Origin of the sequence: Alcanivorax sp. (assembly GCF_019431375.1) — a bacterium.
In the GTDB taxonomy this organism is placed as follows: domain Bacteria; phylum Pseudomonadota; class Gammaproteobacteria; order Pseudomonadales; family Alcanivoracaceae; genus Alcanivorax; species Alcanivorax jadensis_A.
Genome location: NZ_CP080267.1, coordinates 754,869 through 776,183, shown reverse-complemented (window position 1 = coordinate 776,183; position 21,315 = coordinate 754,869). Strand labels below are relative to the sequence as shown.

The following is a 21,315-nucleotide window of genomic DNA, read 5'->3' as shown; positions in this document are numbered from 1 at the left end:
ACAAAAACTGCGTGCAGGCCGGGCTTGGTCGGTTATGTCTTCCAGTGAGCCAGTTCGGCCGGGTTGAGTGTGACTGCCAATAGTTGCGAGTGCTCAGCAAGCCATGGCCTGCAGACAGTCCGCAAGCCTGCTGTACTAAGGAGAACAAGGAATGCGTCGTGTGGTGTTTAACCAGAAGGGGGGAGTGGGGAAGTCCAGTATCACGGTAAACCTGGCTGCCATCAGTGCTGCCGAAGGAAATCGTACCCTGGTAGTGGATCTGGATCCGCAGTGCAACGCCAGCCAATACCTGCTTGGGATGCCCGCCTACAGCAATGGGGAGGGCCCGAAGCCCAATATCGGTACCTTCTTTGCCCAGACGTTGTCGTTTCGGTTGAAAGAGAAGGATGCCCGTGAATACGTGCATGCCACCCCTTTCCAGAACCTGTTTGTGTTGCCGTCGGATGGCGAGCTGGGCGAAATTGAGCACATGCTGGAATCCAAGCACAAGATCTACAAGCTGCGCGGCCTGCTGAAAAGCCTGGCCAAGGATTTCGATACCATCTTTGTGGATACCCCGCCTGCCTATAATTTTTATACCCTGTCTGCGCTCATTGCTGCCGACCGGGTATTGATCCCCTTCGATTGTGATGCCTTTTCGCGCAAGGCTCTGTACACCCTTCTGGAGAACATTCAGGAAGCCCGTGAGGATCACAATGACGAGTTGCAGGTGGAAGGCATTGTGGTCAACCAGTTCCAGCCCCGCGCCCGGCTGCCCCAGGAGCTGGTAGCGTCGCTTGTAGAGGAGGGGTTGCCAATGTTGAACAGCAAGCTGTCTGCCAGTGTGGTGATGCGCGAGTCCCATGAGCAGGCCACGCCGCTCGTCAACTTGCAACCCAAGCACAAGCTGACTGAGGAATATCGGGCCCTGTTCCACGAACTCCATGGCCGCTAATCCGTTCCTTAAGCAGGCCTCCGGCCGTGCCGAACGCATCTTGCGCTCGGCAACGGCCAGCCGCTGGCTTGCCAGGGCGGTTTTCAATCGCTCTGACCAGCTCCAGCAACGGCTTGGCGAAGCGGCGGAGCAGCTCAAAATGCTGGCCAGGATGCTGCTGGACTGGACGACGGGACGCTACCGCCAGGTGCCTTGGGCAACCCTGCTGACCATCACCGGAGCGCTGGTGTATTTTCTGATGCCACTGGATGCTATTCCCGACCCGATTATCGGACTGGGCTTGCTGGATGATATGGGAGTGCTGGCCAAGGCCTGGCAATTTGCCCAGCAGGATATTGAGCGTTACCAGGGGTGGCGTGACCAGCAGGAAGATCCGGAGCAGCATTCGCAATTCATTTTCAGGCCGAATACGCTGGTCCACGAAACTGGGCCGTGGCTGACTTCCGCAGCGCTTTCTTTCGCATCGCCGATCGCGGGTCGCGCATGAAGGAGAGGCAAGGCGCTTTCAATCAGCGCGGTAGCCCCTTGTCGCCGGGAACGGCCCGGAAGTTGACTCTTGGGCGGGCAACGAACAAAAACGGAGCCGTGATACGGATTCTCCTGATAAACAGTACGTCTACTTTTAGCTGGATAGTGCACTCAGCTCAACAACACTAAACAGATTTGCCATGGCATTTCCTGTCAGCTGAGTAGATGTTGTCTATTTGCCGGTGTTATGCTGTTTTGACCGTAACCGGCCTGACTGGCATCCCGGCTTATGATGGGGCCCGTCACTCAGGGGTTATGCACTCCGGTTATCCACAGAAACTGTGATTGGAAAGAGGCGGTGGGCCACTGGGGCCTGGAGAGCCACCAAGGCCTGTGTATGATTCGGCAACAAACAAAAACTGCGTGCAGGCCGGGCCTGGTCGGTTACGTTCCTTCCAGTGAGCTGCGTGCGCAGACGTTCCTGCCATTGCGGATTTTTGGCCAGATAATAGAAGAGGGTGGAGAGCGTGATAGTGGACGTATCGTGGGCTGCCATCATCAGGAAAATCATGTGATTGACCACATCGTCATCACTGAATTGTTCTCCGTCTTCCGTTTCTGCATGGCATAGCACGCTGAACAGATCGGAATCGCGGCTTTGGCGTTTGGCGGCAATTTCCTTGCGGAAGAAAGCTTCCAGAACCTTGCGTCCCTTGAGACCTTTTGACCAGCGCAGCCCAGGAACACTGGTGCGCACGATGGCCGTGCCAGCGCGAACGGTATCAACAAAGGCCCGATTGATGTCATCAGCTTCCGGGCCCAGTTCGTACCCCATAAACACATCGGTGGCCAGATCCAGGGTCAGCTGTTTTACCGCACTGAGTACATGGAAGTCGGCAATTTCTTTCCAGGGAGCAATGCCCGAGGTGATGTGTGGCCCCATCCTGTCCAGGTAACCCTTCAACACATCCCGATTGAAAGCCTGCTGCATGATCTTGCGATGCCAGCGATGCTCCTCGAAATCCAGCAGCATGATGCCACGATGAAAAAAACGGCCGATGAAATAGTCCCATCCCTGGTGATTGGAAAACAAATCACCACGGTTGAGCATAACGAACTGATTGGCGTCCGGGCCCAGCATCTGCACCATTTTCAGGCCGAATACGCTGGTCCACGAAACCGGGCCGTATTGATCATAGCGCTTTCGCATCAAGCCGATCGGGTCGCGCATGAAGGAGAGGGTATGGCCAATCAGCGGTAGCCCCTTGTCGCCGGGAACGGCCCGAAGTTGACTCTGGGCGGGCAACGAACAAAACGGTTGTGACATGGATCTCTCCTGATAAACAGTACGTCTACTTTTAGCTGGATAGTGCACTCAGCTCAACAACACTAAACAGATTTCGTTATGGCATTTCCCTGTCAGCTGAGCGGCTCAGATGTTGTCTATTTGCCGGTGTTGTGCTGTTTTTTTGACCGTAACCGGCCTGACTGGCATCCCGGCGAGGATGGGGCCCGTCACTCAGGGGTTATGCACCCGGTTATCCACAGAAACTGTGGACAGAAAAAGAGGGGCGGTGGGCACTGGGAGAGCCACCAAGGCCTGTGTATGATTCGGCAACAAACAAAAACTGCGTGCAGGCCGGGCTTGGTCGGTTATGTCTTCCAGTGAGCCAGTTCGGCCGGGTTGAGTGTGACTGCCAATAGTTGCGAGTGCTCAGCAAGCCATGGCCTGCAGACAGTCCGCAAGCCTGCTGTACTAAGGAGAACAAGGAATGCGTCGTGTGGTGTTTAACCAGAAGGGGGGAGTGGGGAAGTCCAGTATCACGGTAAACCTGGCTGCCATCAGTGCTGCCGAAGGAAATCGTACCCTGGTAGTGGATCTGGATCCGCAGTGCAACGCCAGCCAATACCTGCTTGGGATGCCCGCCTACAGCAATGGGGAGGGCCCGAAGCCCAATATCGGTACCTTCTTTGCCCAGACGTTGTCGTTTCGGTTGAAAGAGAAGGATGCCCGTGAATACGTGCATGCCACCCCTTTCCAGAACCTGTTTGTGTTGCCGTCGGATGGCGAGCTGGGCGAAATTGAGCACATGCTGGAATCCAAGCACAAGATCTACAAGCTGCGCGGCCTGCTGAAAAGCCTGGCCAAGGATTTCGATACCATCTTTGTGGATACCCCGCCTGCCTATAATTTTTATACCCTGTCTGCGCTCATTGCTGCCGACCGGGTATTGATCCCCTTCGATTGTGATGCCTTTTCGCGCAAGGCTCTGTACACCCTTCTGGAGAACATTCAGGAAGCCCGTGAGGATCACAATGACGAGTTGCAGGTGGAAGGCATTGTGGTCAACCAGTTCCAGCCCCGCGCCCGGCTGCCCCAGGAGCTGGTAGCGTCGCTTGTAGAGGAGGGGTTGCCAATGTTGAACAGCAAGCTGTCTGCCAGTGTGGTGATGCGCGAGTCCCATGAGCAGGCCACGCCGCTCGTCAACTTGCAACCCAAGCACAAGCTGACTGAGGAATATCGGGCCCTGTTCCACGAACTCCATGGCCGCTAATCCGTTCCTTAAGCAGGCCTCCGGCCGTGCCGAACGCATCTTGCGCTCGGCAACGGCCAGCCGCTGGCTTGCCAGGGCGGTTTTCAATCGCTCTGACCAGCTCCAGCAACGGCTTGGCGAAGCGGCGGAGCAGCTCAAAATGCTGGCCAGGATGCTGCTGGACTGGACGACGGGACGCTACCGCCAGGTGCCTTGGGCAACCCTGCTGACCATCACCGGAGCGCTGGTGTATTTTCTGATGCCACTGGATGCTATTCCCGACCCGATTATCGGACTGGGCTTGCTGGATGATATGGGAGTGCTGGCCAAGGCCTGGCAATTTGCCCAGCAGGATATTGAGCGTTACCAGGGGTGGCGTGACCAGCAGGAAGATCCGGAGCAGCCATAGAGGAGCGAAGCGAGTGGTGGCGTTTATGGCGTCGAAAGGCCTGTATGCCACAGGCGAGCGATTGCCATTTTCGGCGTGCCGCGATCCGTAGAGCACCTTCTAGAGTACCTTCGGAGGAGGTCGGTATAACCATAATCATTCTGATATCAATACCGGGTTCCTCTCTTTTACGGATTCTGTGATAGTGTTTACTCTTATTGAGTGAGTGCCAGCCCTGGGCCGGCGTGATCAAAGCAAGAACAAGCAATGCACAACAACAATTAGCGATCAGGAAAAGGGAGTAGTTATGGGCAAGCGTCTGCTGGGGAGCCTTCTGGCTATCGCCTTGCTGCCAGCGCAGGGGATGGCAGCCATTAGCAATGCGGATCTTGAAGAGTTTGAATTGTCTCTGTGGAAGGTTCGCGCAAATTTTCATATGCTCAGTGTGATGACCGGCAGTGACACCTACGCGTCCGATCTTGAACGCACTATAGCTCGAGCCAGCCAGGCCCTTTCTGAATTGAAAAGTTCTGCCGAAGGCAGTGAAGAGCGCCAGTTTGTGGCTGACCTGGAGAAGGACTGGTTACTCTACAAGGATGCTGCCAAGGGCAACACCATGGCGGAGCAAGGGTACACCAATGCCTACGTCATCAAGGACGTCAATGAGTTACCCGCCATCATGTCAGAAAAGATGGATGCGTTCGAAAATGCCAGTAGCGGTAAATATGACGAGATTCGAGAGTTATCAGCCTACCTTCAGCGGATGACCTCCGAATACCTGAATGTGGCTGCAGATCCGGCCGGCGGTATGGCTGCAGGTTCCGATGAAGGCAGGCTGGATTTCAAGAATGCTGTGCCGCAATTCGAGAAAATGCTCAAGGCGGCGCAAAAACAGTACGCTGGTGATGAAGCCATGACCCGGGCCTTGGATCAGGTAGCAGTGAAGTGGAAGTTCATTCGCCAGTCCATGGTGAAATTCTATGAAAATGCGGTGCCGTTTCTGATTTATCGCTATACCAGACAGATGGTAGATACATTGGAACAGGCTATCAGCCTGGCATCAACGGATATGGCCAAGCCGACTTTCGGGCCCGTTGAATAGCCGGAACGACCAGTATTGGTTTACATCAAGGCCCCCGCTAACGACGGGGGTTTTTCGTGGGGTTGAGGAAGAGGAAAACAGGGTGAAAAAACAAGGATTGTGGGTGTTGGCCGGGGCGCTGATGATGGCTGTTTCCGGGGCGCAGGCCGCATTTTCTGCAACGGAGCTTGCAATGATGGAGGCGGATGCCTGGCGCGCCAGGATGGGGTTTCATCTGCTTTCGATTCGTGGTGACAACCCGGAAGACCGTGATTCGCTTCGGCAATTGCTCGAAGGTGGAGAGCGGCGGGTGGCTGAGCTTAAGGGGCAGGCTGAGGGTAGTGAGGTTTCACAGGCTAGCGCCTTTGGCCAGGCCTGGGGTGAACTATCCCGGCGCGCCCTGGATAACCCGCTCGCTTCGCTAGGCTATGCGGATTACGGTGCCATGAGCGAGATGAACACTACCACTCTTGCGGTGGCTGAGTTGGCAGAGCAGGCCGAAACTCGCAGCAAAGACAAGTATCTGGATGTCGCGGATTTGTCGGTATCCATGCAGCGGTTGGCTAGTGAATATCTGGCGTTGGCTGCTTTCCCGTCAGCAGGCCTGCCAACCGGTACCGGATTGCCGCCCATGGATTTTGCCATTGAAGCAAAAGGTATCGATGATCAGCTGGCCATTCTCAAGGGTCGCTATGCTGACGATGCGCAAGCGCGTGAAGTGTTGGCTTTTGTGGAGCAGCGCTGGGTTTTTGTGCGCAATACCATCCCGCGCATGAACGAAAACGATGCCAACAAGGTGCCATACCTCTTTTACCGTTATGCCAGCCAGGTTGCCGAGCGGGTAGAGGAGCTAGTGGCGCCCTGAACCAGTGTTCAGATACGGGGTACGGAGAAAATAGAGGACGTTTCTTCCCTTGCTGGTCAGTCCGAGCGGGTAGCCAGCCAGTCTGCGCTGATACGCCAGGCGTGGCTGGGTGCCTTGGAGCCGGAGAATACCCCGGCATGCCCACCAGGGACTTCCTCGAAACGCTTTTCCTGGCTGCCCACCAGACGTAGTACTTCCCTGGCTGCACGAAGACTGACGATATTGTCTGTGGTGCCGGCAAAGGCCAACAAATCCTGGTGAATCGCGGAGAAATCCACGCTGCGCTCACCAATGCGGATTTTTCCCTTGGCCAGGCTGTTGGCCAGAATCATCTTTTCAATCACTTCTCGCACCACCGCACCTGGGTAATCCACCATATCGTTGAACCATTGGCCCATGGTCATATACTCGGTGACATATTCCCGGTCGGCGATGTTCTTCACGAGATCAAGGTAGGCCTGTACAACCCCCGGCGGGTTGGTCATTTTGAAACCGAAGGTCAGTAGCCCCGCAGGGATGTGGAACAGCTTGTCGTCCAGTGGCTCGAGGCGCAGCTTGAACCAGTCGTGCAACTGCATGGCAGGAATGGATGCCAGGCCAAGGGCCTTGCCGAAGGGGCCGCTCTTGTGGAAATTCACAGGGCTGGCAATAGTGATCAGGCTGCGCACCGGCGCATCCGGGTGGCCACCCAGGTACATCATGCACAGCAGGCCGCCCATGCAGTAGCCCAGCAAATTGACCTGCTCCTGCCCGGAATGGGCCTTGACCGTGTCCACCGCCGCCGGCAACCAGCGGTTCACATAGGTATCCAGATCCAGACTGCGTTCTGCCTGGGAGGGCTTGCCCCAATCCACCAGATAGATGTCATAGCCCCGCGCCATGAGATAGCGGACCATGGAACGGTTAGGCATCAAATCGTAGGTCCAGCAATGGATACCCAGTGCCGGCACCAGAATCAGGGGCGTGCGGTATTTGTTGCGCTCCACCGGCATCATCTCGTCATTCACCGGGATCTCGTCCATGGGGGGCAGGCTATAATGGCGAACGGCCATGATGCCGTCGCGGTAGATTTCATCCCAGGGGCACTTGTCGATCTGGATAAACCGTTGCGGATGGCGCCGACGCTCGACGATATGTCCAACGGCACGCAGACTGGTCTTCAAACGGGATGACGTCGCCATGGATGGCCTCCGACAATGAAGGGGCTGGGGATACTATCGGGAAAGCAACGCATTACCATGGTGAAAAAGTAACACTTTGCAGATTAATGTCGACTCGCTAATCTAGCGCGCCCGACGCACAGGAGGCATTGGCCGTCGTGACAACTTCATCGCAATCCTTTACTCGTCTGGATGTCTGTAACCGCTTTCTGGAGTCGGTCAGGCACTCTGTTGTACTGGGGCTGGAAGTGCTCAGCGCCGAAGAACACGCAGTCCGGGTACGAGTGCCCTGGCGGGAAGACCTGGTGGGCAACCCGGAAACCGGGGTCATGCATGGTGGCGCTATTTTCGCCATGATGGACCATGCTGGCGGCATGGCAGTGACCTGCCGTACCTTTCCGACCTTTGAGATCACTCCCACCATCGACTTTCGCGTGGATCACCTGCGTGGCCCCGCGAAGGGGGCGGCGGTGGTGTGTGAAGCCACCTGCTACCGGCTTACCAACCATGTGGCCTTTGTGCGCATTACCACCTGGGAAGAGGGTACTGAGGACGAACCCATCGCGACCGGTCTGGCGACCTATACCCGACTGAAAATTGAAACCGCAGGCAAGGTGGTAGGGCAATGAAAGCACTGAAAACCCTGATTGAAGAATGCCGTGCCGGCAAAGCAGATTATCAAAGCCTCATCGACCGGGTGCCCTACGCCCGCTTTCTGGGCATCCAGGTGGTGGCGCAAGGGGATGAGCTGACCTTTGTGCTGCCCAAGCATGACAATGTAGTCGGTAACCCGACCCTGCCGGCCCTGCATGGTGGCGCCGTGGCGGGCTTCATGGAGCAGGCGGCGATTATCTTTATCCTGCTGCAAATGGGCGAGCCACGGGTGCCCAAGACCATCGATTTCACCATCGACTACCTGCGTGCCGGCCTGTTCCGCGACACCTATGCGGAATGCAGCGTCACCCGGCTGGGGCGCCGCATTGCCAATGTGCACATCAGCGCCTGGCAGAAAAACCGCCAGGAGCCGATTACCATTGCCCGGGCGCATTTCCTGCTGTCGGACGATGCCGGCTGAAATGGATCGTTGATAACGGCGAAATCAACCCCGAGACAGATCTGGAAACTCTAAGACCGCGTCCAGAGGTTGGGCGCGGCTTCCTGCGTTTGACGGCAGAGGAGTTATCCCACGAGTTATCCATTATCAATTGCTTTTCCCTGGTCCGGCGTTAAATTGTGATTTCACGCCAACACCCGGCCCGATTGTCAGAACGCGACATTGTTCCGGCACTCACATCCGCCTAGCGTTTAAGTGAACCTGTTCAGGGCGCGTCTTTGCGTCCTGAGGTGTGCGCTACAACGCTAATAAGGGTGTTTCCATGAAAATAACCAATGTCACCTCTCCCCCCACATCGGTGAGCATCTATGAGAGCTGGGACGGGCCCGGTGCTGAGGATATCGAAGACAAGCTGACTCCGGGCCATGTGCAGGATGTGGTGGAAATCTTCCAGACCCCGCTCACCGGCCACTACAACTGGGACTATTCCAGTGCCGATGGCCGTATCCGCAAGCTGTATCGGCTGGGCAAGGAACTGAACTGGAATGCGGACATGGATCTGGACTGGACGCAGAACTTTCCCAGGAGCGAAGTCCCGCTGGATCAGGCCTTCAATCCGTTCAACGGCTGGCCCACCTTCGAGGCGCTCAGCGACGACGAAAAACTGCGCTTCGGCTGGCACAATCTTGCCTGGATGCTGGCGCAATTCATGCACGGGGAGCAGGGAGCGTTGCTTGTGGCGTCGCAACTGGCCAGTTGCGCGCCGTCCTACGATGCCAAACTCTATGCGGCCAGCCAGACCTTTGACGAAGCGCGACATGTGGAGGTCTTCACCCGCTACCTGCAGGAAAAGATCGGCATTTTTTACCCGGTGAACCCCAATCTGAAGGCCCTGCTCGACAAAATCCTCTCTGACCCGCGCTGGGATCTGAAATTCATCGGTATGCAGATCATCATCGAAGGCCTGGCTTTGGCCGCCTTCAACACCCTCAAACTGACCGCCCATGACCCGCTGCTCAAGCAGATCATCCACCTGGTTATACGCGACGAGGCGCGGCACGTTACCTTTGGTGTCAACTACTTGGAAGACTTTGTTGAGACTCTTTCTGAAGAAGAAAAAGAGGAGCGTGCACACTTTGCCTTCGAGGCCTGCGTGGTCATGCGTGAGCGTCTGATCAGCACCGAGGTGTTCGAGCACTTCGGTTGGGATGTTGACGAAGCCCGTGAACAGGTGCTGTCTTCCACCATCATGGCCCAGTTCCGCAATCTGCTGTTCACTCGCATCATGCCCAACCTGAAACGCATCGGATTGCTGACCGAGTCGGTCCGTCCCCGTTTCGAGGAGTTGGGCATTCTGCAGTTCGAAAACCTGGTGGATGACGGGGAGGTGGACTGGGCAGAACTGTCCAAGCCGCTTTACGACGAAGCGTCCTGAGGGCGGTTCCTGCACAAGCCCAGATCTGAGTGTAGGGTGCACTGAGCCTAAGGCGAACTGCACCAGAACAATTGATAATGGATAATTGAGAACGCACGGGATAGTCCCTTTATTCTCAACGCAAGAGGCCGCGCCCAGAGTTCGGGCGCGGCCTCTTGCGTTGGAGATAGGCGAATCCCTGATGGCGCGTAGTTATCAATTATCCATTATCAATTATCAATTTAACTTGTTGGTGCCCCTACGTTTCATCACACGCTGGGGACTTTTACCATTCCATGCCGAACGGGTTTGGCCAGTGCCTGAGTGGTCGCCTCATAGGCTTGCTGTAACGCGACACGTCCCTGTTCCAGCTTCCCGGGGCCGCTGCGGGTCAGGCCGTCAATGGCCAGGGTTGTCAGGTTGGCGCGCAAAGGCGCCTGCAGGGCGGGGCTATTGGCCCGTCGCCACGGGGATCGGGATTGTAGATGATGATAAAGTATGCGCTCGCCGGGCCAGGTGCCGGCCAGGCCGTGGCGGTCAGCAATACCTCCATCCCAGTAATACCCCCCATCGATGCGTGCGGGCTGGAAAAGCAATGGCACCGCACAGGACGCATAGACAGCTTCCACTGGGTCACCGGTTTTCAGCACCCGGGTGCGCCGACTGGCGGCGTGCCAGGCGGAAAGGGCAACCGGGGTAGGGCTGTGGGCCAGGTCTGTTAGCGGGACCAGACCCTGCAACAGGGTCCGAAAACGTTTGCCGGCCAGCAAACCGAGGCCGGGTGCGGGGTCCCAGAAATGATCTCGAGACAGCCCCAGCAGGGTGCGCTCCATTTTTTCCGGGCACGCCTGACTGGCGATGCAGGCCGCGACCAACGCACCGGCACTGGAACCGCAATAGCGGGCCGGGTGTAATTCATTTTCTTTCAAGGCTTTGACGACACCAAAATGGGCAAAGAAACCAAAAAAACCGGACGACATGGCCAAGGTAAAAGGGTGTTCGGCCAGCCAGTCAGCCAGGCTCGGGGTGGGATATGTCTTCATTAAATTCGTCCTCTGCGGCGACAAACCCTAACCCGGGCACCCTCAGCCATACAATCCTGCTCACTGCCGTGGCGGTTACCGCGCTGGGGCAGACCCTGGTATTCACGCTGCTGCCCTCCCTGGGCCGGGCCACGGGCCTGGCGGAAATGCAGGTGGGGTTGATCATCAGTTGCTCGTCACTGGTTTTTGCTCTGGCCAGCCCGGTGTGGGGGACCCTTAGCGAATCCCTGGGCCGCAAGCGGGTGCTGGTGATCGGGTTGAGCGGCTACTCGCTCGGCACCTTGATGTTTGCGGTGGTATTCGATATTGGGCTGCACGGCGGACTGGCCGGCGGGCTGCTGGTGGCAGGCCTGGTGCTCAGCCGCATGGTGCAGGCGGCCATCATGGCGGCCACGCCAGCAGCGGCGGCGGCCTATACCGCTGATATCACCACTCCCGAACAACGGACCCAGGGCATGGGCCGAATCGGTGCTGCCAATAATCTGGGCACGGTGATCGGCCCGGTATCCGGCGGCATTCTGGCGGCGGTGGGTCTGGTCTTTCCGCTTTATGGGGTGGCGGCGCTGACTGCGCTTATGGCCATAGCCACAGCGCTGTGGCTCCCCCCATCGCCGCACCAGCCTATGGCCCGCACGGTGTCGCTGGGCAAGGTGCTGCGTAGCGGGCTCGGCGCCTATGCGGATCCGCGCCTGCGCGACTTACTGCTTACCGGGGTGATGCTGTTCATGAGTTTTGCGCTGATTCAGCAGACCCTGGGCTTCCTGTTTCAGGACCACTTCGGGCTGTCACCGGCGGCAGCCGCCCGCGCCCTTGGCCTGACCATGATGGCAGCGGCCGTCACCTCATTGTTCGGCCAGATTGTGGTGGTGCAATGGCTGCGAGCCCCTGCCACGCTGTTGATCGCCCTGGCGGTGCCTGCGCTTGGCGGGGGAGCGCTGATTCTGTGGCTGGCAGACCAGCAATGGGTGATGAGCTTTGCGGTGCTGCTGGTAGGTCTTGGGCTGGGTTTTGGCATGCCGGCGATCATGTCCCTGGCTAGCCTGCGGGTCAGCAGTGAAGAACAGGGCAGGGTGGCCGGGCTGGCCAGCGCCTGCCCGGCGCTTGGGTTTATTCTCGGGCCGTTGGTGGGCACCGGGCTGTACACCCTCGACCATCGTTGGCCCTATTTGCTGGTGATGTCCCTGATGGTGCCACTGGCCGGGCTGGCCTGGCGGCTGGTGCGTTCCGCGGCTGACAGTGCGTAGGGAGTCAGTGGCGAGGTCAGAGTTTCGAGTTGCGAAAACCGGTCAAGAATACTTCAGCCTCGTAGGGTGCACTGAGCCTAGGCGAACTGCACCGATTCGGCGCCGGGGATGGTGCAGTTCGCCTTAGGCTCAGTGCACCCTACGGAAATACCGGGCGTCATAGGCCAGATCGAGTCAGGTGTTTAGCGACAGGGATTTCCATAGATGAGCCGCCAGCAGGCTGCGCCAGGGGCGGAAGTCTGCCAGCCAGGCTTCGGCTTCCCGGGCGGTCGGCGGAGTTGCACCACCCTGTACAACGACCCAGGGCATGGGCCGAATCGGTGCTGCCAATAATCTGGGCACGGTGATCGGCCCGGTATCCGGCGGCATTCTGGCGGCGGTGGGTCTGGTCTTTCCGCTTTATGGGGTGGCGGCGCTGACTGCGCTTATGGCCATAGCCACAGCGCTGTGGCTCCCCCATCGCCGCACCAGCCTATGGCCCGCACGGTGTCGCTGGGCAAGGTGCTGCGTAGCGGGCTCGGCGCCTATGCGGATCCGCGCCTGCGCGACTTACTGCTTACCGGGGTGATGCTGTTCATGAGTTTTGCGCTGATTCAGCAGACCCTGGGCTTCCTGTTTCAGGACCACTTCTTCGCTGTCACCGGCGGCAGCCGCCCGCGCCCTTGGCCTGACCATGATGGCAGCGGCCGTCACCTCATTGTTCGGCCAGATTGTGGTGGTGCAATGGCTGCGAGCCCCTGCCACGCTGTTGATCGCCCTGGCGGTGCCTGCGCTTGGCGGGGGAGCGCTGATTCTGTGGCTGGCAGACCAGCAATGGGTGATGAGCTTTGCGGTGCTGCTGGTAGGTCTTGGGCTGGGTTTTGGCATGCCGGCGATCATGTCCCTGGCTAGCCTGCGGGTCAGCAGTGAAGAACAGGGCAGGGTGGCCGGGCTGGCCAGCGCCTGCCCGGCGCTTGGGTTTATTCTCGGGCCGTTGGTGGGCACCGGGCTGTACACCCTCGACCATCGTTGGCCCTATTTGCTGGTGATGTCCCTGATGGTGCCACTGGCCGGGCTGGCCTGGCGGCTGGTGCGTTCCGCGGCTGACAGTGCGTAGGGAGTCAGTGGCGAGGTCAGAGTTTCGAGTTGCGAAAACCGGTCAAGAATACTTCAGCCTCGTAGGGTGCACTGAGCCTAGGCGAACTGCACCGATTCGGCGCCGGGGATGGTGCAGTTCGCCTTAGGCTCAGTGCACCCTACGGAAATACCGGGCGTCATAGGCCAGATCGAGTCAGGTGTTTAGCGACAGGGATTTCCATAGATGAGCCGCCAGCAGGCTGCGCCAGGGGCGGAAGTCTGCCAGCCAGGCTTCGGCTTCCCGGGCGGTCGGCGGAGTTGCACCACCCTGTAATTGTTGGATTGCCCGGCGCACGGCCACATCCCCGTGGAGGGTGCCGTCCATCCGGGCATAGCCTCGCAGCAATGCATAGTGAACGCTCCAGGGGCCGAGCCCGCGGATGTCCAGTAATGTCTTCTGTAGTGTTTTCAGGCGGTTCTCTGGGATGCCGATCTGCGGTAGCAGGGATTCAGCAAGGCAGGCTTGGGCCACGCTCAGCAGGCAATCTGCCTTGCTGCGCGAAAACCCGCAGGCTTTCAATGTTTCCGCGTCGGTGGCAATCACATCGCTGGCATCGGGGTAGCAGTACAGGCCGCTACTGTGCTGACGGCCAAGTGCCAGGATAAAACGTCGACGAATGGAAACCGCGGCGGCCACACTGATCTGCTGGCCGATGATTGCCCAGCTCAGTGCCTCGAAAGGTGATGCGGATTGCGGCACCCGCAACCCGGCCTGGGAGCGCACCAATACGCCTATCAGGGGATGATCGGCAACCTTTGCTTCGAATTCCTGTGTTGGCTGATCCAGCCCCAGCAGGTGACGCGCAAAGGATTCCAGTGAAACACCGGTTAACGGCACGTCACTGTCCGGCTTCAGCACAATCCGGGCCTGGCCGGGTTCGTTGAATTCCACGACCAGCAGTGCCGGTATCTGTTGCCAGATGAAGGCCTTGTCGAGCCTCTTGGCATCAACTCTCTCGGCTACCGCTTGAACATCCCGCCGGTGAAAATCCAGAAACGCCTCGCGATCAAAATCCACCGGCAACGGCAGAACTACCTCCGCTGTTTTTTTTCGCACTCACTCTCCTCGTGCTCACGTTCCAGCAAGGCCCGTTTGCGCTCCACGCCCCAGCGATAGCCGGACAGGCTGCCATCGCGGCGAACAATACGGTGGCAGGGAATAGCCACGGCAAGTGTGTTGGCGGCGCAGGCCGACGCCACTGCCCGGGCCGCACCCGGCTGGCCGATTTTCTCGGCCAGCTCCTGATAGGACAGGGTGGTGCCCGGCGGTATCTGCTGCAGCGCCTGCCACACACGCTGTTGAAAAGCGGTGCCGCGAATGTCCAGCGGTAACGACAGGTTCCGGTGCGGATCTTCGATCAGTGCAATAACCCGGGCCACCTTGTCATCAAACGCCGGATCCGGGGGAAGCAGGTCGGCGTCGGCAAAGCGGGCCTGGAATTCCAGGAGTAATGGCTCCGGCTCATCACCGAGGCTGATGGCACAGATACCCTGCGCCGTTTCCGCCACCAGCAGGCTTCCCAGGCTGCATTCGGCCATGGCAAATCGGATGGTGATGCCCGCACCACGGGAACGATACTGGCCAGGCAACATGCCCAGCATCTGCTTGCCTTGGGTATAAAGTTGGCTGCTGGATTCCATTCCAGACTCCTGCATGGCATCACTGACTGAGTGATGTCGCTGTAAATTGACGGCCAGCCGCCGCCGGCGCACAGCCAATGCATAGTCCCGCGGCGAGAGACCGGTGACAGCCTTGAACTGGCGCTGCAGATGGTGGCGTGACCAGCCGCATTGAGAAGCAAGATCCTTCAGCGTCGGCAAGTCATGGCTTTGTTCAATATAACGACACAGTGCAATCACGATGTCTGTTACCGGCGAGCCCGCCGGGGAAAGCGGAGTGCAGCGACGACAGGGGCGAAAGCCGGCCTGCAGCGCTGTCTGCCCATTCGGGAAAATTCGCACATTGTCTGGGTTGGGGCGTTTGGCAGGGCAGCTGGGTCGACAGAAAATCCCGGTAGTGATGACCCCATACACAAAGCGACCATCGGCGCGGCGGTCACGCACCAGGATTGCCTGCCATTGTGTGTCGGTAATCTCGGCAGTCACTGTGGTCACGATCTGTTCCTTTGGATGCTGTGAAGCGTGTGACCTCATCATGGCCCGAAGGAAATCGTGATGCACTCTGGATGTTGCGGTGGAATTGGAAAAGCGGAAGGGGAAGAGGGGAGAGGTGGGTGACTGGCACCCACCTCCGCAGGCCGCCTTACTCGGTGTAGGGCAGCAGGGTCAGTTCCACGCGGCGGTTCTGCTCCCGACCGCTGGCAGTGTTATTGCTGGCGATGGGTTGGGTTTCGCCGAAGCCGACGGTGTCCATGCGCACTTGTTCAACGCCGAAGCCACCGAGAATGTTGGCCACGGACTGGGCGCGCTGCTGGGACAGCATCAGGTTGTATTTGTCGCCACCGGTGCTGTCGGTGTGACCGGCGACCTGGATCATGGTGGACTTGTACTCTTTCAGTACTTCAGAGACGGCATCCAGTACCGGGCGGAAGGAAGACTTCACGGTGGTGCTGTCGGTGTCGAACGTCAGGTTACCCGGCATGTTCAGGATGATGTTGTCACCGTCACGGGTGACCGACACGCCAGCGCCTTCCAGTTTCTGGCGCAGTTTGGCTTCCTGTACATCCATGTAGTAGCCAACGCCACCACCGGCAACAGCGCCAATACCGGCGCCTTTCAGTGCACGTTCCTTGCGCTCTTTGGCACTGTCTGACGTGGCGATACCGATCAGGGCACCGGTTACGGCGCCAATACCGGCACCCATTCCAGCCTTGGAAGTCTGCTTTTCACCGGTGTAGGGGTTGATAGTGCTGCAGCCAGCCTGCAGGGACATAGCGCCGGCAAGTGCCAGGCAGCCAACGAAACGTTTCATGGAAACTCCTTGTAAGTCTTATAAGGTATTGGTTTTTAAATAGTTTGGGCGTGTACAAACAATAGCCCTGAGAGCATGGCCGGTAAAGCGGCGTGTTCATCAGTTTACGAATTTGTACGAAAAAAACCGAGTATCTGTCGGCATACGGTTGTTATCTATTCAATAACGCCGTTTTGGGAGAACAAAACCCGATCGGTGTCCGAAATAGTCCATCCACTGTCCCGCTGCGCCAATGAAACCCCTTCCTTTCAGGGCTACCATTGGTGCAGTCAGTCTGGTTCGGTACGCCCCGATATAACGCCTCCCATTTCGGGGCCGACGGATTTATAAAACCAAGGAGTATCGCGCATGCGACGCTGGAACGGCTGGGGCGATAGCGCCAACCATTATCCGCTCAAGGCCTCAGGCCTGAGTTTTCTGCAAGCCCGTCTCGGTGCTGCCACCCCTCTCCCCGATGCAGAAATGGCCGCGGTGTCACAGCGAGTGCCGGCATCACGCCTGCCTGAGCATCCATTAATTCGTACCGATGCAGAAACCCGTATTCGTCATGCCCGGGGGCAAAGCCTGCCAGACTGGCTGGCCATGCGGTCTGGTGATTTCGGCCGTTTCCCAGACGGTGTTGCCGTCCCGGGCAAAAGCGAAGAGGTGAAGACCTTGCTGGCCTGGGCGCAAGAGAACGATGTGCTTGTTATTCCCTATGGTGGAGGCACCTCCGTGGCCGGGCATATCAACCCACCTGTCAGCGACAAGCCGGTGCTGACACTGTCTCTGGCCGCTATGAATCAATTGCTTCACCTGGATAAGGAAAGCCAGATTGCCACTTTTGGTGCCGGCACTGCCGGGCCGGAAGTGGAACGTCAGTTACGCGAGCAGGGATACATGCTGGGCCATTTTCCGCAATCCTGGGAACTGTCTACCGTTGGCGGTTGGGTAGCCAGCCGCTCCAGCGGTCAACAGTCCATGCGTTATGGTCGTATTGAGCAAATGTTTGCCGGCGGTCGTGTTGAAACCCCCAGAGGCACTCTGGATATCCCCACCATCCCGGCGTCATCTGCGGGGCCGGATCTCAGGGAAATCATCATGGGCTCGGAAGGGCGCATGGGGATCATTACCGAGGTCAAGGTACGGGTTACACCCCTGCCGGAAACAGAAACCTTCCAGGTGGCCTTCGCGCCGGATTGGGAAACAGCCAAGACGCTTGTTCGTAGCCTGACCCAGGCCAAGCTACCACTTTCCATGCTGCGGCTTTCCAATGCAGAAGAAACCCGCACCCACCTGATGCTGGCTGGCCATGAAAGGCTGGTGGCCGTTCTCCACCGTTATCTGTCATTGCGCGGCTGCGGGAATGAAAAATGCATGATTACTTTCGGGGTCACCGGTGAAAAAGCATTGGTTCGCCATACCCTGGCCACGGTGAAGAAACGCATTCGTGCTGCTGGAGGCACTGTGGTAGGTGAGTTGCTGGGCAAGAAATGGGAAGAGTCCCGTTTCCGCTCCCCCTATTTACGCCACGGCCTGTGGGAGCATGGTTATGTGGTGGACACGTTCGAAACCGCAGTGGACTGGAATCGGGTCACCCCGGCCATGAAGGCCATGGAGCAGGCGGTTCGTGACAACGCAGGTGAAGGTGAGAAAGTGCACGTCTTTACCCATCTGTCACACCTTTATCCGCAGGGTTCCAGTATTTATACCACCTACGTGTTTCGTTGCTCTGACAGTTACCAGGCCACCTTGAAACGCTGGCGGGCCATGAAGGACGCGGCCAGTGATGCCATCGTGGCCCAAGGCGGCACGATCAGCCATCAGCACGGGGTAGGGCGCGATCATGCGCCATGGCTCCATCACGAGAAGGGTGACCAGGGTATGGCAGCATTGGCGTCATTGGTGAAGCACTTTGACCCGCAGCAGCGGTTGAACCCCGGTTGCTTGCTCGACAACACACAGTCCCAAGTTTGAGAAGGAATATTGATGCTCGGCAAACGCCAATCCCTGGATGCTCTCGCTGACGAAAACTGGGATCTTATTGTGATCGGAGGGGGTATCACCGGTGCCGGAGTCTTGCTGGAAGCGGCTCGCCGCGGACTCAGGGTTCTGTTGCTGGAACAGACCGATTTTGCCTGGGGAACATCCAGCCGCTCCTCGAAGATGGTGCATGGTGGTCTGCGTTATATCGCCCAGGGTGATATTCGTCTGACTCGCCACTCTCTGCTTGAACGTGAGCGCCTGATCGAGGAATTGCCTGGTCTGGTGGAGCGGGCAACCTATCTGTTCCCGTTGCGCAAAGGGGTTTTCCCGGGCCGATGGCCCATGAAGGTGATTCTCTGGCTGTATGACTTCCTGGCGGGCATCCGTGATCATCGTTACCTTAGCCGCGAGCAACTGCTGGAACGCGTGCCGGGCTTGAACAGCCAGTCGCTCACTGGAGCCATGAGTTATACCGACGCTCTCACCGATGACTGCCGTCTGGTGGTGCGGGCGATACTGGAAGCGGCCCGCCATGGTGGCCAGGCGCAAAATTATTGTCGGGTGGAGCAGGCTGAGGCCAACGGAGACAGGTTCGCCGTCACCGTAACAGACCGAACCACCGGACAGACCGCTACGCTCTCATCGCGCAGAGTGGTCAGCGCCACTGGCGCCTGGGCTGATCGTTTTTCCGGCAGCGACCCTCGCGTTCGACCGCTGCGTGGCAGTCATCTCTTTGTCGATCCAGCGCGTCTGCCAGTGGAAGATTGTCTTACCGTCATGCACCCGGACGATGGTCGACCGGTCTTTGTGTTCCCCTGGGAAGGGGTGACCTGCGTGGGGACCACGGATCTGGACCACCCCCAAGACATGGATATTGAAGCGGCGGCCAGTGGCCAGGAAGTGGACTACCTGCTAAGACTCATCAACAGCCAGTTCCCCAAGGTCGGGCTCAGCCGGGAGGACATTTATTCGACTATTGCCGGTGTCCGACCGGTGATTGCCTCTGGCAAGGGCCTGGACCCTTCCAAGGAGCGTCGCGATCACGCGGTATGGGGCGAAAACGGCATTGTCACTGTCAGTGGTGGCAAGCTGACGACATTCAGATTGATCGCCCTGGATGCCTTGCTTGCCACCGGGCTGATCAGTAATGCCGACCACAAGCGTGGCCAGAAAAGCAGTGAGCGGGGTTTTACCCCCATCAGCGATGCTCCCGCAGCGGTGGATGCTTTCCTGCACGCGGATCAGGGGGACCCGGTGTTTATTCAGTGGATCCTGGATAACGAGGATGTGGTGCATCTGGATGATCTGATGCTGCGCCGTACCCGTCTGGGGCTTTTGCTGCCTGGGGCCGGTAAAGTGTTTCTGGATACGCTGAGACAGCAAATTCAGCACAGCCTTGGCTGGGACGATGCCCGCTGGGATCAGGAGCGCAGTCGCTACCTGGATATCCATCAGCGTTATTACGGTGTTCCTGCCTCTCCAGCACAGCAGGCGGCGGGATGAGCGCGCCTTTGCTGCTGGCACTGGATCAGGGCACGCAGAGTGCCCGGGCCATGTTGTTTGATGGCAATGGTGAACTGGTCGCCAAGTATCAACAACACATCGAGCCTTACCTGGCTGGCCAACCGGGCCATGCCGAGCAAGACGCCAATTATTTCTGGGAGCAACTGGGACAGGCCTGCCAGGGGCTATGGCTTGAACATGCCGAGCTGCGCTCAAGAGTGATAGCCGTCTCCCTGACTACCCAGAGGGCGTCAGTGGTCTGTCTGGACAAGGCCATGCGACCATTGCGTCCGGCTGTGATCTGGCTGGATCAGCGACGCACGCCGGATTTTCCGCAACTTCCCTGGTGGTATGCGGCGCCGGTGAACTTGCTGGGGCAAGGGGAAACCTTGCGTCAGTTCCAGGCCAAGGCAGAGTGCAACTGGCTGGCCGTGGACGAGCCGGAGATCTGGCAGCGTACGGCCCATTTCCTTCTGCTATCTGGCTACCTGAATTACCGCCTTACTGGTGAAATCCGCGACTGCACCGCTTCCCAGGTCGGCTACATTCCTTTCGACTACAAAGGGCAACGCTGGGCGCCGGACCATGACCTTAAATGGAAAGCCCTCCGGGTCACCCGGGATCAACTTCCCGAGCTGATCCCATCTGGCGAATTGCTGGGCAAGGTCACCGCCGCTGCCAGCCGGCATACCGGTATTCCTGCTGGCCTGCCGGTGATTGCCAGTGGTGCGGACAAAGCCTGCGAAGTGCTTGGTTCGGGCGCCTTTACTCCGGAAATCGGCAACCTAAGCTATGGCACCACGGCCACCTTCAATACCTGTAATGAGCGCTATGTGGAACCGATTCCGTTTGTGCCCGCCTACAGCGCTGCGGTACCGGGGCGCTACAACTCGGAAATCATTGTTCAGCGTGGCTACTGGATGGTGAACTGGTTCAAGCGGGAGTTCGCACAGCAGGAAGTGCAGCAAGCGCAAGAGCTGGGTGTCAGCCCGGAAACCCTTTTCGAATCCTTCCTTCATGAATCTCCCCCCGGCGCCATGGGGCTGGTGCTGCAACCGTTCTGGAATCCCGGGGTACGCATCCCCGGGCCGGAAGCCAAGGGTGCCATCATCGGCTTTGGTGACGTCCATACCCGTGCCCATCTCTATCGGGCGATTATCGAAGGCATTGCCTATGCGTTGCGCGAGGGCAAGGAGCGTCTGGAGAAGCGCAATCGGGTGAAGGTACAGTCTCTGCGGGTGTCCGGCGGTGGTTCCCAGAGCGATGCCATCATGCAGATTACCGCGAACCTGTTCGGTCTGCCTGCTGAACGGCCACATACCCCGGAAACCTCCGGGTTGGGTGCGGCCATCAATGCTGCCGTGGCCATGGGGCTGCATCCGGACCATGCCAGTGCAGTGGCCGCCATGACCCGACCTGGCCAGCGTTTCGACCCTGAGCCGGAAGTGGCCCGCCAATACGATGCGCTATATCGGCACGTCTACCGGAAAATGTATCCGCGCCTGTCGCCGCTTTATCGCTCGATCAGGCAGATCACCGGCTATCCGGCACGATAGGAGCCGTGCGCCTTTAGCGTGGTGTTCCCCGGACTAAAGGCAAGTGGCCTGGCGGGTG

At 58.4% G+C, this 21,315-nt stretch carries 21 protein-coding genes; 14 read left to right on the top strand and 7 right to left on the bottom strand.

The window, feature by feature from the left end; translation table 11 throughout:
• Positions 1-151: 151 nt before the first annotated feature.
• On the top strand, positions 152-934 hold the full coding sequence (locus KZ772_RS03475; protein ID WP_290509312.1) for a ParA family protein: 783 nt from the start codon (positions 152-154) through the stop codon (positions 932-934).
• Positions 924-1,421: a YkvA family protein gene (locus tag KZ772_RS03470; RefSeq protein ID WP_290538474.1), complete on the top strand. Its 498-nt coding sequence runs from the start codon at positions 924-926 to the stop codon at positions 1,419-1,421. Before KZ772_RS03475 ends, KZ772_RS03470 begins: the two co-directional genes overlap by 11 nt.
• A 294-nt stretch (positions 1,422-1,715) precedes the next feature.
• Here KZ772_RS03470 and KZ772_RS03465 read toward each other — a convergent pair whose 3' ends face one another.
• Positions 1,716-2,729: a cytochrome P450 gene (locus KZ772_RS03465; protein ID WP_290538473.1), complete on the bottom strand. Its 1,014-nt coding sequence runs from the start codon at positions 2,727-2,729 to the stop codon at positions 1,716-1,718.
• Between the two features lie 445 nt (positions 2,730-3,174).
• On the opposite strand from KZ772_RS03465, the gene KZ772_RS03460 reads away from it, so the two are divergent.
• The 4 genes from KZ772_RS03460 to KZ772_RS03445 all read left to right on the top strand — a co-directional run bounded on the left by KZ772_RS03460 (position 3,175) and on the right by KZ772_RS03445 (position 6,270).
• Entirely contained in the window at positions 3,175-3,957 is a 783-nt protein-coding gene (locus KZ772_RS03460) for a ParA family protein (RefSeq protein ID WP_290509312.1), read from the top strand.
• On the top strand, positions 3,947-4,345 hold the full coding sequence (locus tag KZ772_RS03455; RefSeq protein ID WP_290538472.1) for a YkvA family protein: 399 nt from the start codon (positions 3,947-3,949) through the stop codon (positions 4,343-4,345). The genes KZ772_RS03460 and KZ772_RS03455 overlap by 11 nt, the downstream gene beginning before the upstream one ends.
• 205 nt (positions 4,346-4,550) lie before the next feature.
• Positions 4,551-5,426 carry a hypothetical protein gene (locus KZ772_RS03450; RefSeq protein WP_290538471.1) on the top strand — a complete coding sequence of 292 codons (876 nt, stop codon included), beginning with the start codon at positions 4,551-4,553 and terminating at the stop codon, positions 5,424-5,426.
• Between the two features lie 82 nt (positions 5,427-5,508).
• Positions 5,509-6,270, top strand: coding sequence for a hypothetical protein (locus KZ772_RS03445; RefSeq protein ID WP_290538470.1), 762 nt, complete (start codon positions 5,509-5,511; stop codon positions 6,268-6,270).
• A gap of 56 nt (positions 6,271-6,326) precedes the next feature.
• Here KZ772_RS03445 and KZ772_RS03440 read toward each other — a convergent pair whose 3' ends face one another.
• Positions 6,327-7,451: an alpha/beta fold hydrolase gene (locus tag KZ772_RS03440; protein ID WP_290538469.1), complete on the bottom strand. Its 1,125-nt coding sequence runs from the start codon at positions 7,449-7,451 to the stop codon at positions 6,327-6,329.
• A gap of 137 nt (positions 7,452-7,588) precedes the next feature.
• Between KZ772_RS03440 and KZ772_RS03435 the strand changes: the two genes are divergently transcribed.
• From KZ772_RS03435 to KZ772_RS03425, 3 genes are all read left to right on the top strand, one after another.
• Complete coding sequence (locus tag KZ772_RS03435) at positions 7,589-8,059, top strand: PaaI family thioesterase (RefSeq protein WP_234999936.1); 471 nt, start codon at positions 7,589-7,591, stop codon at positions 8,057-8,059.
• Positions 8,056-8,505, top strand: coding sequence for a PaaI family thioesterase (locus KZ772_RS03430; RefSeq protein WP_290538468.1), 450 nt, complete (start codon positions 8,056-8,058; stop codon positions 8,503-8,505). Before KZ772_RS03435 ends, KZ772_RS03430 begins: the two co-directional genes overlap by 4 nt.
• Before the next feature lie 301 nt (positions 8,506-8,806).
• Positions 8,807-9,919, top strand: coding sequence for a ferritin-like domain-containing protein (locus KZ772_RS03425; RefSeq protein WP_290538467.1), 1,113 nt, complete (start codon positions 8,807-8,809; stop codon positions 9,917-9,919).
• A 248-nt stretch (positions 9,920-10,167) separates the two neighbouring features.
• On the opposite strand, the gene KZ772_RS03420 is transcribed toward KZ772_RS03425, so the two are convergent.
• A complete protein-coding gene (locus KZ772_RS03420) occupies positions 10,168-10,941 on the bottom strand; it encodes a patatin-like phospholipase family protein (protein WP_290538466.1) in 774 nt (257 codons plus the stop codon).
• On the opposite strand from KZ772_RS03420, the gene KZ772_RS03415 reads away from it, so the two are divergent.
• The gene (locus tag KZ772_RS03415) at positions 10,932-12,185 is read left to right on the top strand and encodes an MFS transporter (protein ID WP_290538465.1); all 1,254 of its coding nucleotides are present in this window, start codon (positions 10,932-10,934) and stop codon (positions 12,183-12,185) included. The genes KZ772_RS03420 and KZ772_RS03415 overlap by 10 nt on opposite strands.
• A 174-nt stretch (positions 12,186-12,359) precedes the next feature.
• Here the strand turns inward: KZ772_RS03415 and KZ772_RS03410 are convergent, their stop codons facing one another.
• Positions 12,360-12,494, bottom strand: coding sequence for a hypothetical protein (locus KZ772_RS03410; protein WP_290538464.1), 135 nt, complete (start codon positions 12,492-12,494; stop codon positions 12,360-12,362).
• 325 nt (positions 12,495-12,819) lie between these two features.
• Between KZ772_RS03410 and KZ772_RS03405 the strand changes: the two genes are divergently transcribed.
• Positions 12,820-13,281, top strand: coding sequence for an MFS transporter (locus KZ772_RS03405; protein ID WP_290539513.1), 462 nt, complete (start codon positions 12,820-12,822; stop codon positions 13,279-13,281).
• Positions 13,282-13,455: 174 nt separating this feature from the next.
• On the opposite strand, the gene KZ772_RS03400 is transcribed toward KZ772_RS03405, so the two are convergent.
• The 3 genes from KZ772_RS03400 to KZ772_RS03390 all read right to left on the bottom strand — a co-directional run bounded on the left by KZ772_RS03400 (position 13,456) and on the right by KZ772_RS03390 (position 16,233).
• Positions 13,456-14,358, bottom strand: a complete 903-nt coding sequence (locus KZ772_RS03400; protein WP_290538463.1) for a base excision DNA repair protein — start codon at positions 14,356-14,358, stop codon at positions 13,456-13,458.
• A complete protein-coding gene (gene ada / locus KZ772_RS03395) occupies positions 14,334-15,416 on the bottom strand; it encodes a bifunctional DNA-binding transcriptional regulator/O6-methylguanine-DNA methyltransferase Ada (RefSeq protein ID WP_290538462.1) in 1,083 nt (360 codons plus the stop codon). Before ada ends, KZ772_RS03400 begins: the two co-directional genes overlap by 25 nt.
• Positions 15,417-15,564: 148 nt before the next feature.
• On the bottom strand, positions 15,565-16,233 hold the full coding sequence (locus tag KZ772_RS03390; protein ID WP_290538461.1) for an OmpA family protein: 669 nt from the start codon (positions 16,231-16,233) through the stop codon (positions 15,565-15,567).
• Positions 16,234-16,581: 348 nt separating this feature from the next.
• On the opposite strand from KZ772_RS03390, the gene KZ772_RS03385 reads away from it, so the two are divergent.
• Genes KZ772_RS03385 through KZ772_RS03375 form a run of 3 tightly spaced genes read left to right on the top strand, consistent with a single transcriptional unit; the run spans position 16,582 to position 21,257 of the window.
• Positions 16,582-18,189 (top strand): FAD-binding oxidoreductase, encoded by a 1,608-nt coding sequence (locus tag KZ772_RS03385; RefSeq protein ID WP_290538460.1) that lies wholly within the window; start codon positions 16,582-16,584, stop codon positions 18,187-18,189.
• A 12-nt stretch (positions 18,190-18,201) separates the two neighbouring features.
• Positions 18,202-19,701, top strand: a complete 1,500-nt coding sequence (locus KZ772_RS03380) for a glycerol-3-phosphate dehydrogenase/oxidase (protein WP_290538459.1) — start codon at positions 18,202-18,204, stop codon at positions 19,699-19,701.
• Positions 19,698-21,257: an FGGY-family carbohydrate kinase gene (locus tag KZ772_RS03375; protein ID WP_290538458.1), complete on the top strand. Its 1,560-nt coding sequence runs from the start codon at positions 19,698-19,700 to the stop codon at positions 21,255-21,257. Before KZ772_RS03380 ends, KZ772_RS03375 begins: the two co-directional genes overlap by 4 nt.
• Positions 21,258-21,315 lie beyond the last annotated feature (58 nt).

Coding starts and splice junctions, on each gene's coding strand:
- KZ772_RS03415 (WP_290538465.1), top strand. CDS start 10,932: ATGTCTTCATTAAATTCGTCCTCTGCGGCGACAAACCCTAACCCGGGC.
- KZ772_RS03475 (WP_290509312.1), top strand. CDS start 152: ATGCGTCGTGTGGTGTTTAACCAGAAGGGGGGAGTGGGGAAGTCCAGT.
- KZ772_RS03425 (WP_290538467.1), top strand. CDS start 8,807: ATGAAAATAACCAATGTCACCTCTCCCCCCACATCGGTGAGCATCTAT.
- KZ772_RS03430 (WP_290538468.1), top strand. CDS start 8,056: ATGAAAGCACTGAAAACCCTGATTGAAGAATGCCGTGCCGGCAAAGCA.
- KZ772_RS03465 (WP_290538473.1), bottom strand. CDS start 2,729: ATGTCACAACCGTTTTGTTCGTTGCCCGCCCAGAGTCAACTTCGGGCC.
- KZ772_RS03390 (WP_290538461.1), bottom strand. CDS start 16,233: ATGAAACGTTTCGTTGGCTGCCTGGCACTTGCCGGCGCTATGTCCCTG.
- KZ772_RS03380 (WP_290538459.1), top strand. CDS start 18,202: ATGCTCGGCAAACGCCAATCCCTGGATGCTCTCGCTGACGAAAACTGG.
- KZ772_RS03440 (WP_290538469.1), bottom strand. CDS start 7,451: ATGGCGACGTCATCCCGTTTGAAGACCAGTCTGCGTGCCGTTGGACAT.
- KZ772_RS03375 (WP_290538458.1), top strand. CDS start 19,698: ATGAGCGCGCCTTTGCTGCTGGCACTGGATCAGGGCACGCAGAGTGCC.
- KZ772_RS03410 (WP_290538464.1), bottom strand. CDS start 12,494: ATGCCCTGGGTCGTTGTACAGGGTGGTGCAACTCCGCCGACCGCCCGG.
- KZ772_RS03470 (WP_290538474.1), top strand. CDS start 924: ATGGCCGCTAATCCGTTCCTTAAGCAGGCCTCCGGCCGTGCCGAACGC.
- KZ772_RS03420 (WP_290538466.1), bottom strand. CDS start 10,941: ATGAAGACATATCCCACCCCGAGCCTGGCTGACTGGCTGGCCGAACAC.
- KZ772_RS03455 (WP_290538472.1), top strand. CDS start 3,947: ATGGCCGCTAATCCGTTCCTTAAGCAGGCCTCCGGCCGTGCCGAACGC.
- KZ772_RS03460 (WP_290509312.1), top strand. CDS start 3,175: ATGCGTCGTGTGGTGTTTAACCAGAAGGGGGGAGTGGGGAAGTCCAGT.
- KZ772_RS03385 (WP_290538460.1), top strand. CDS start 16,582: ATGCGACGCTGGAACGGCTGGGGCGATAGCGCCAACCATTATCCGCTC.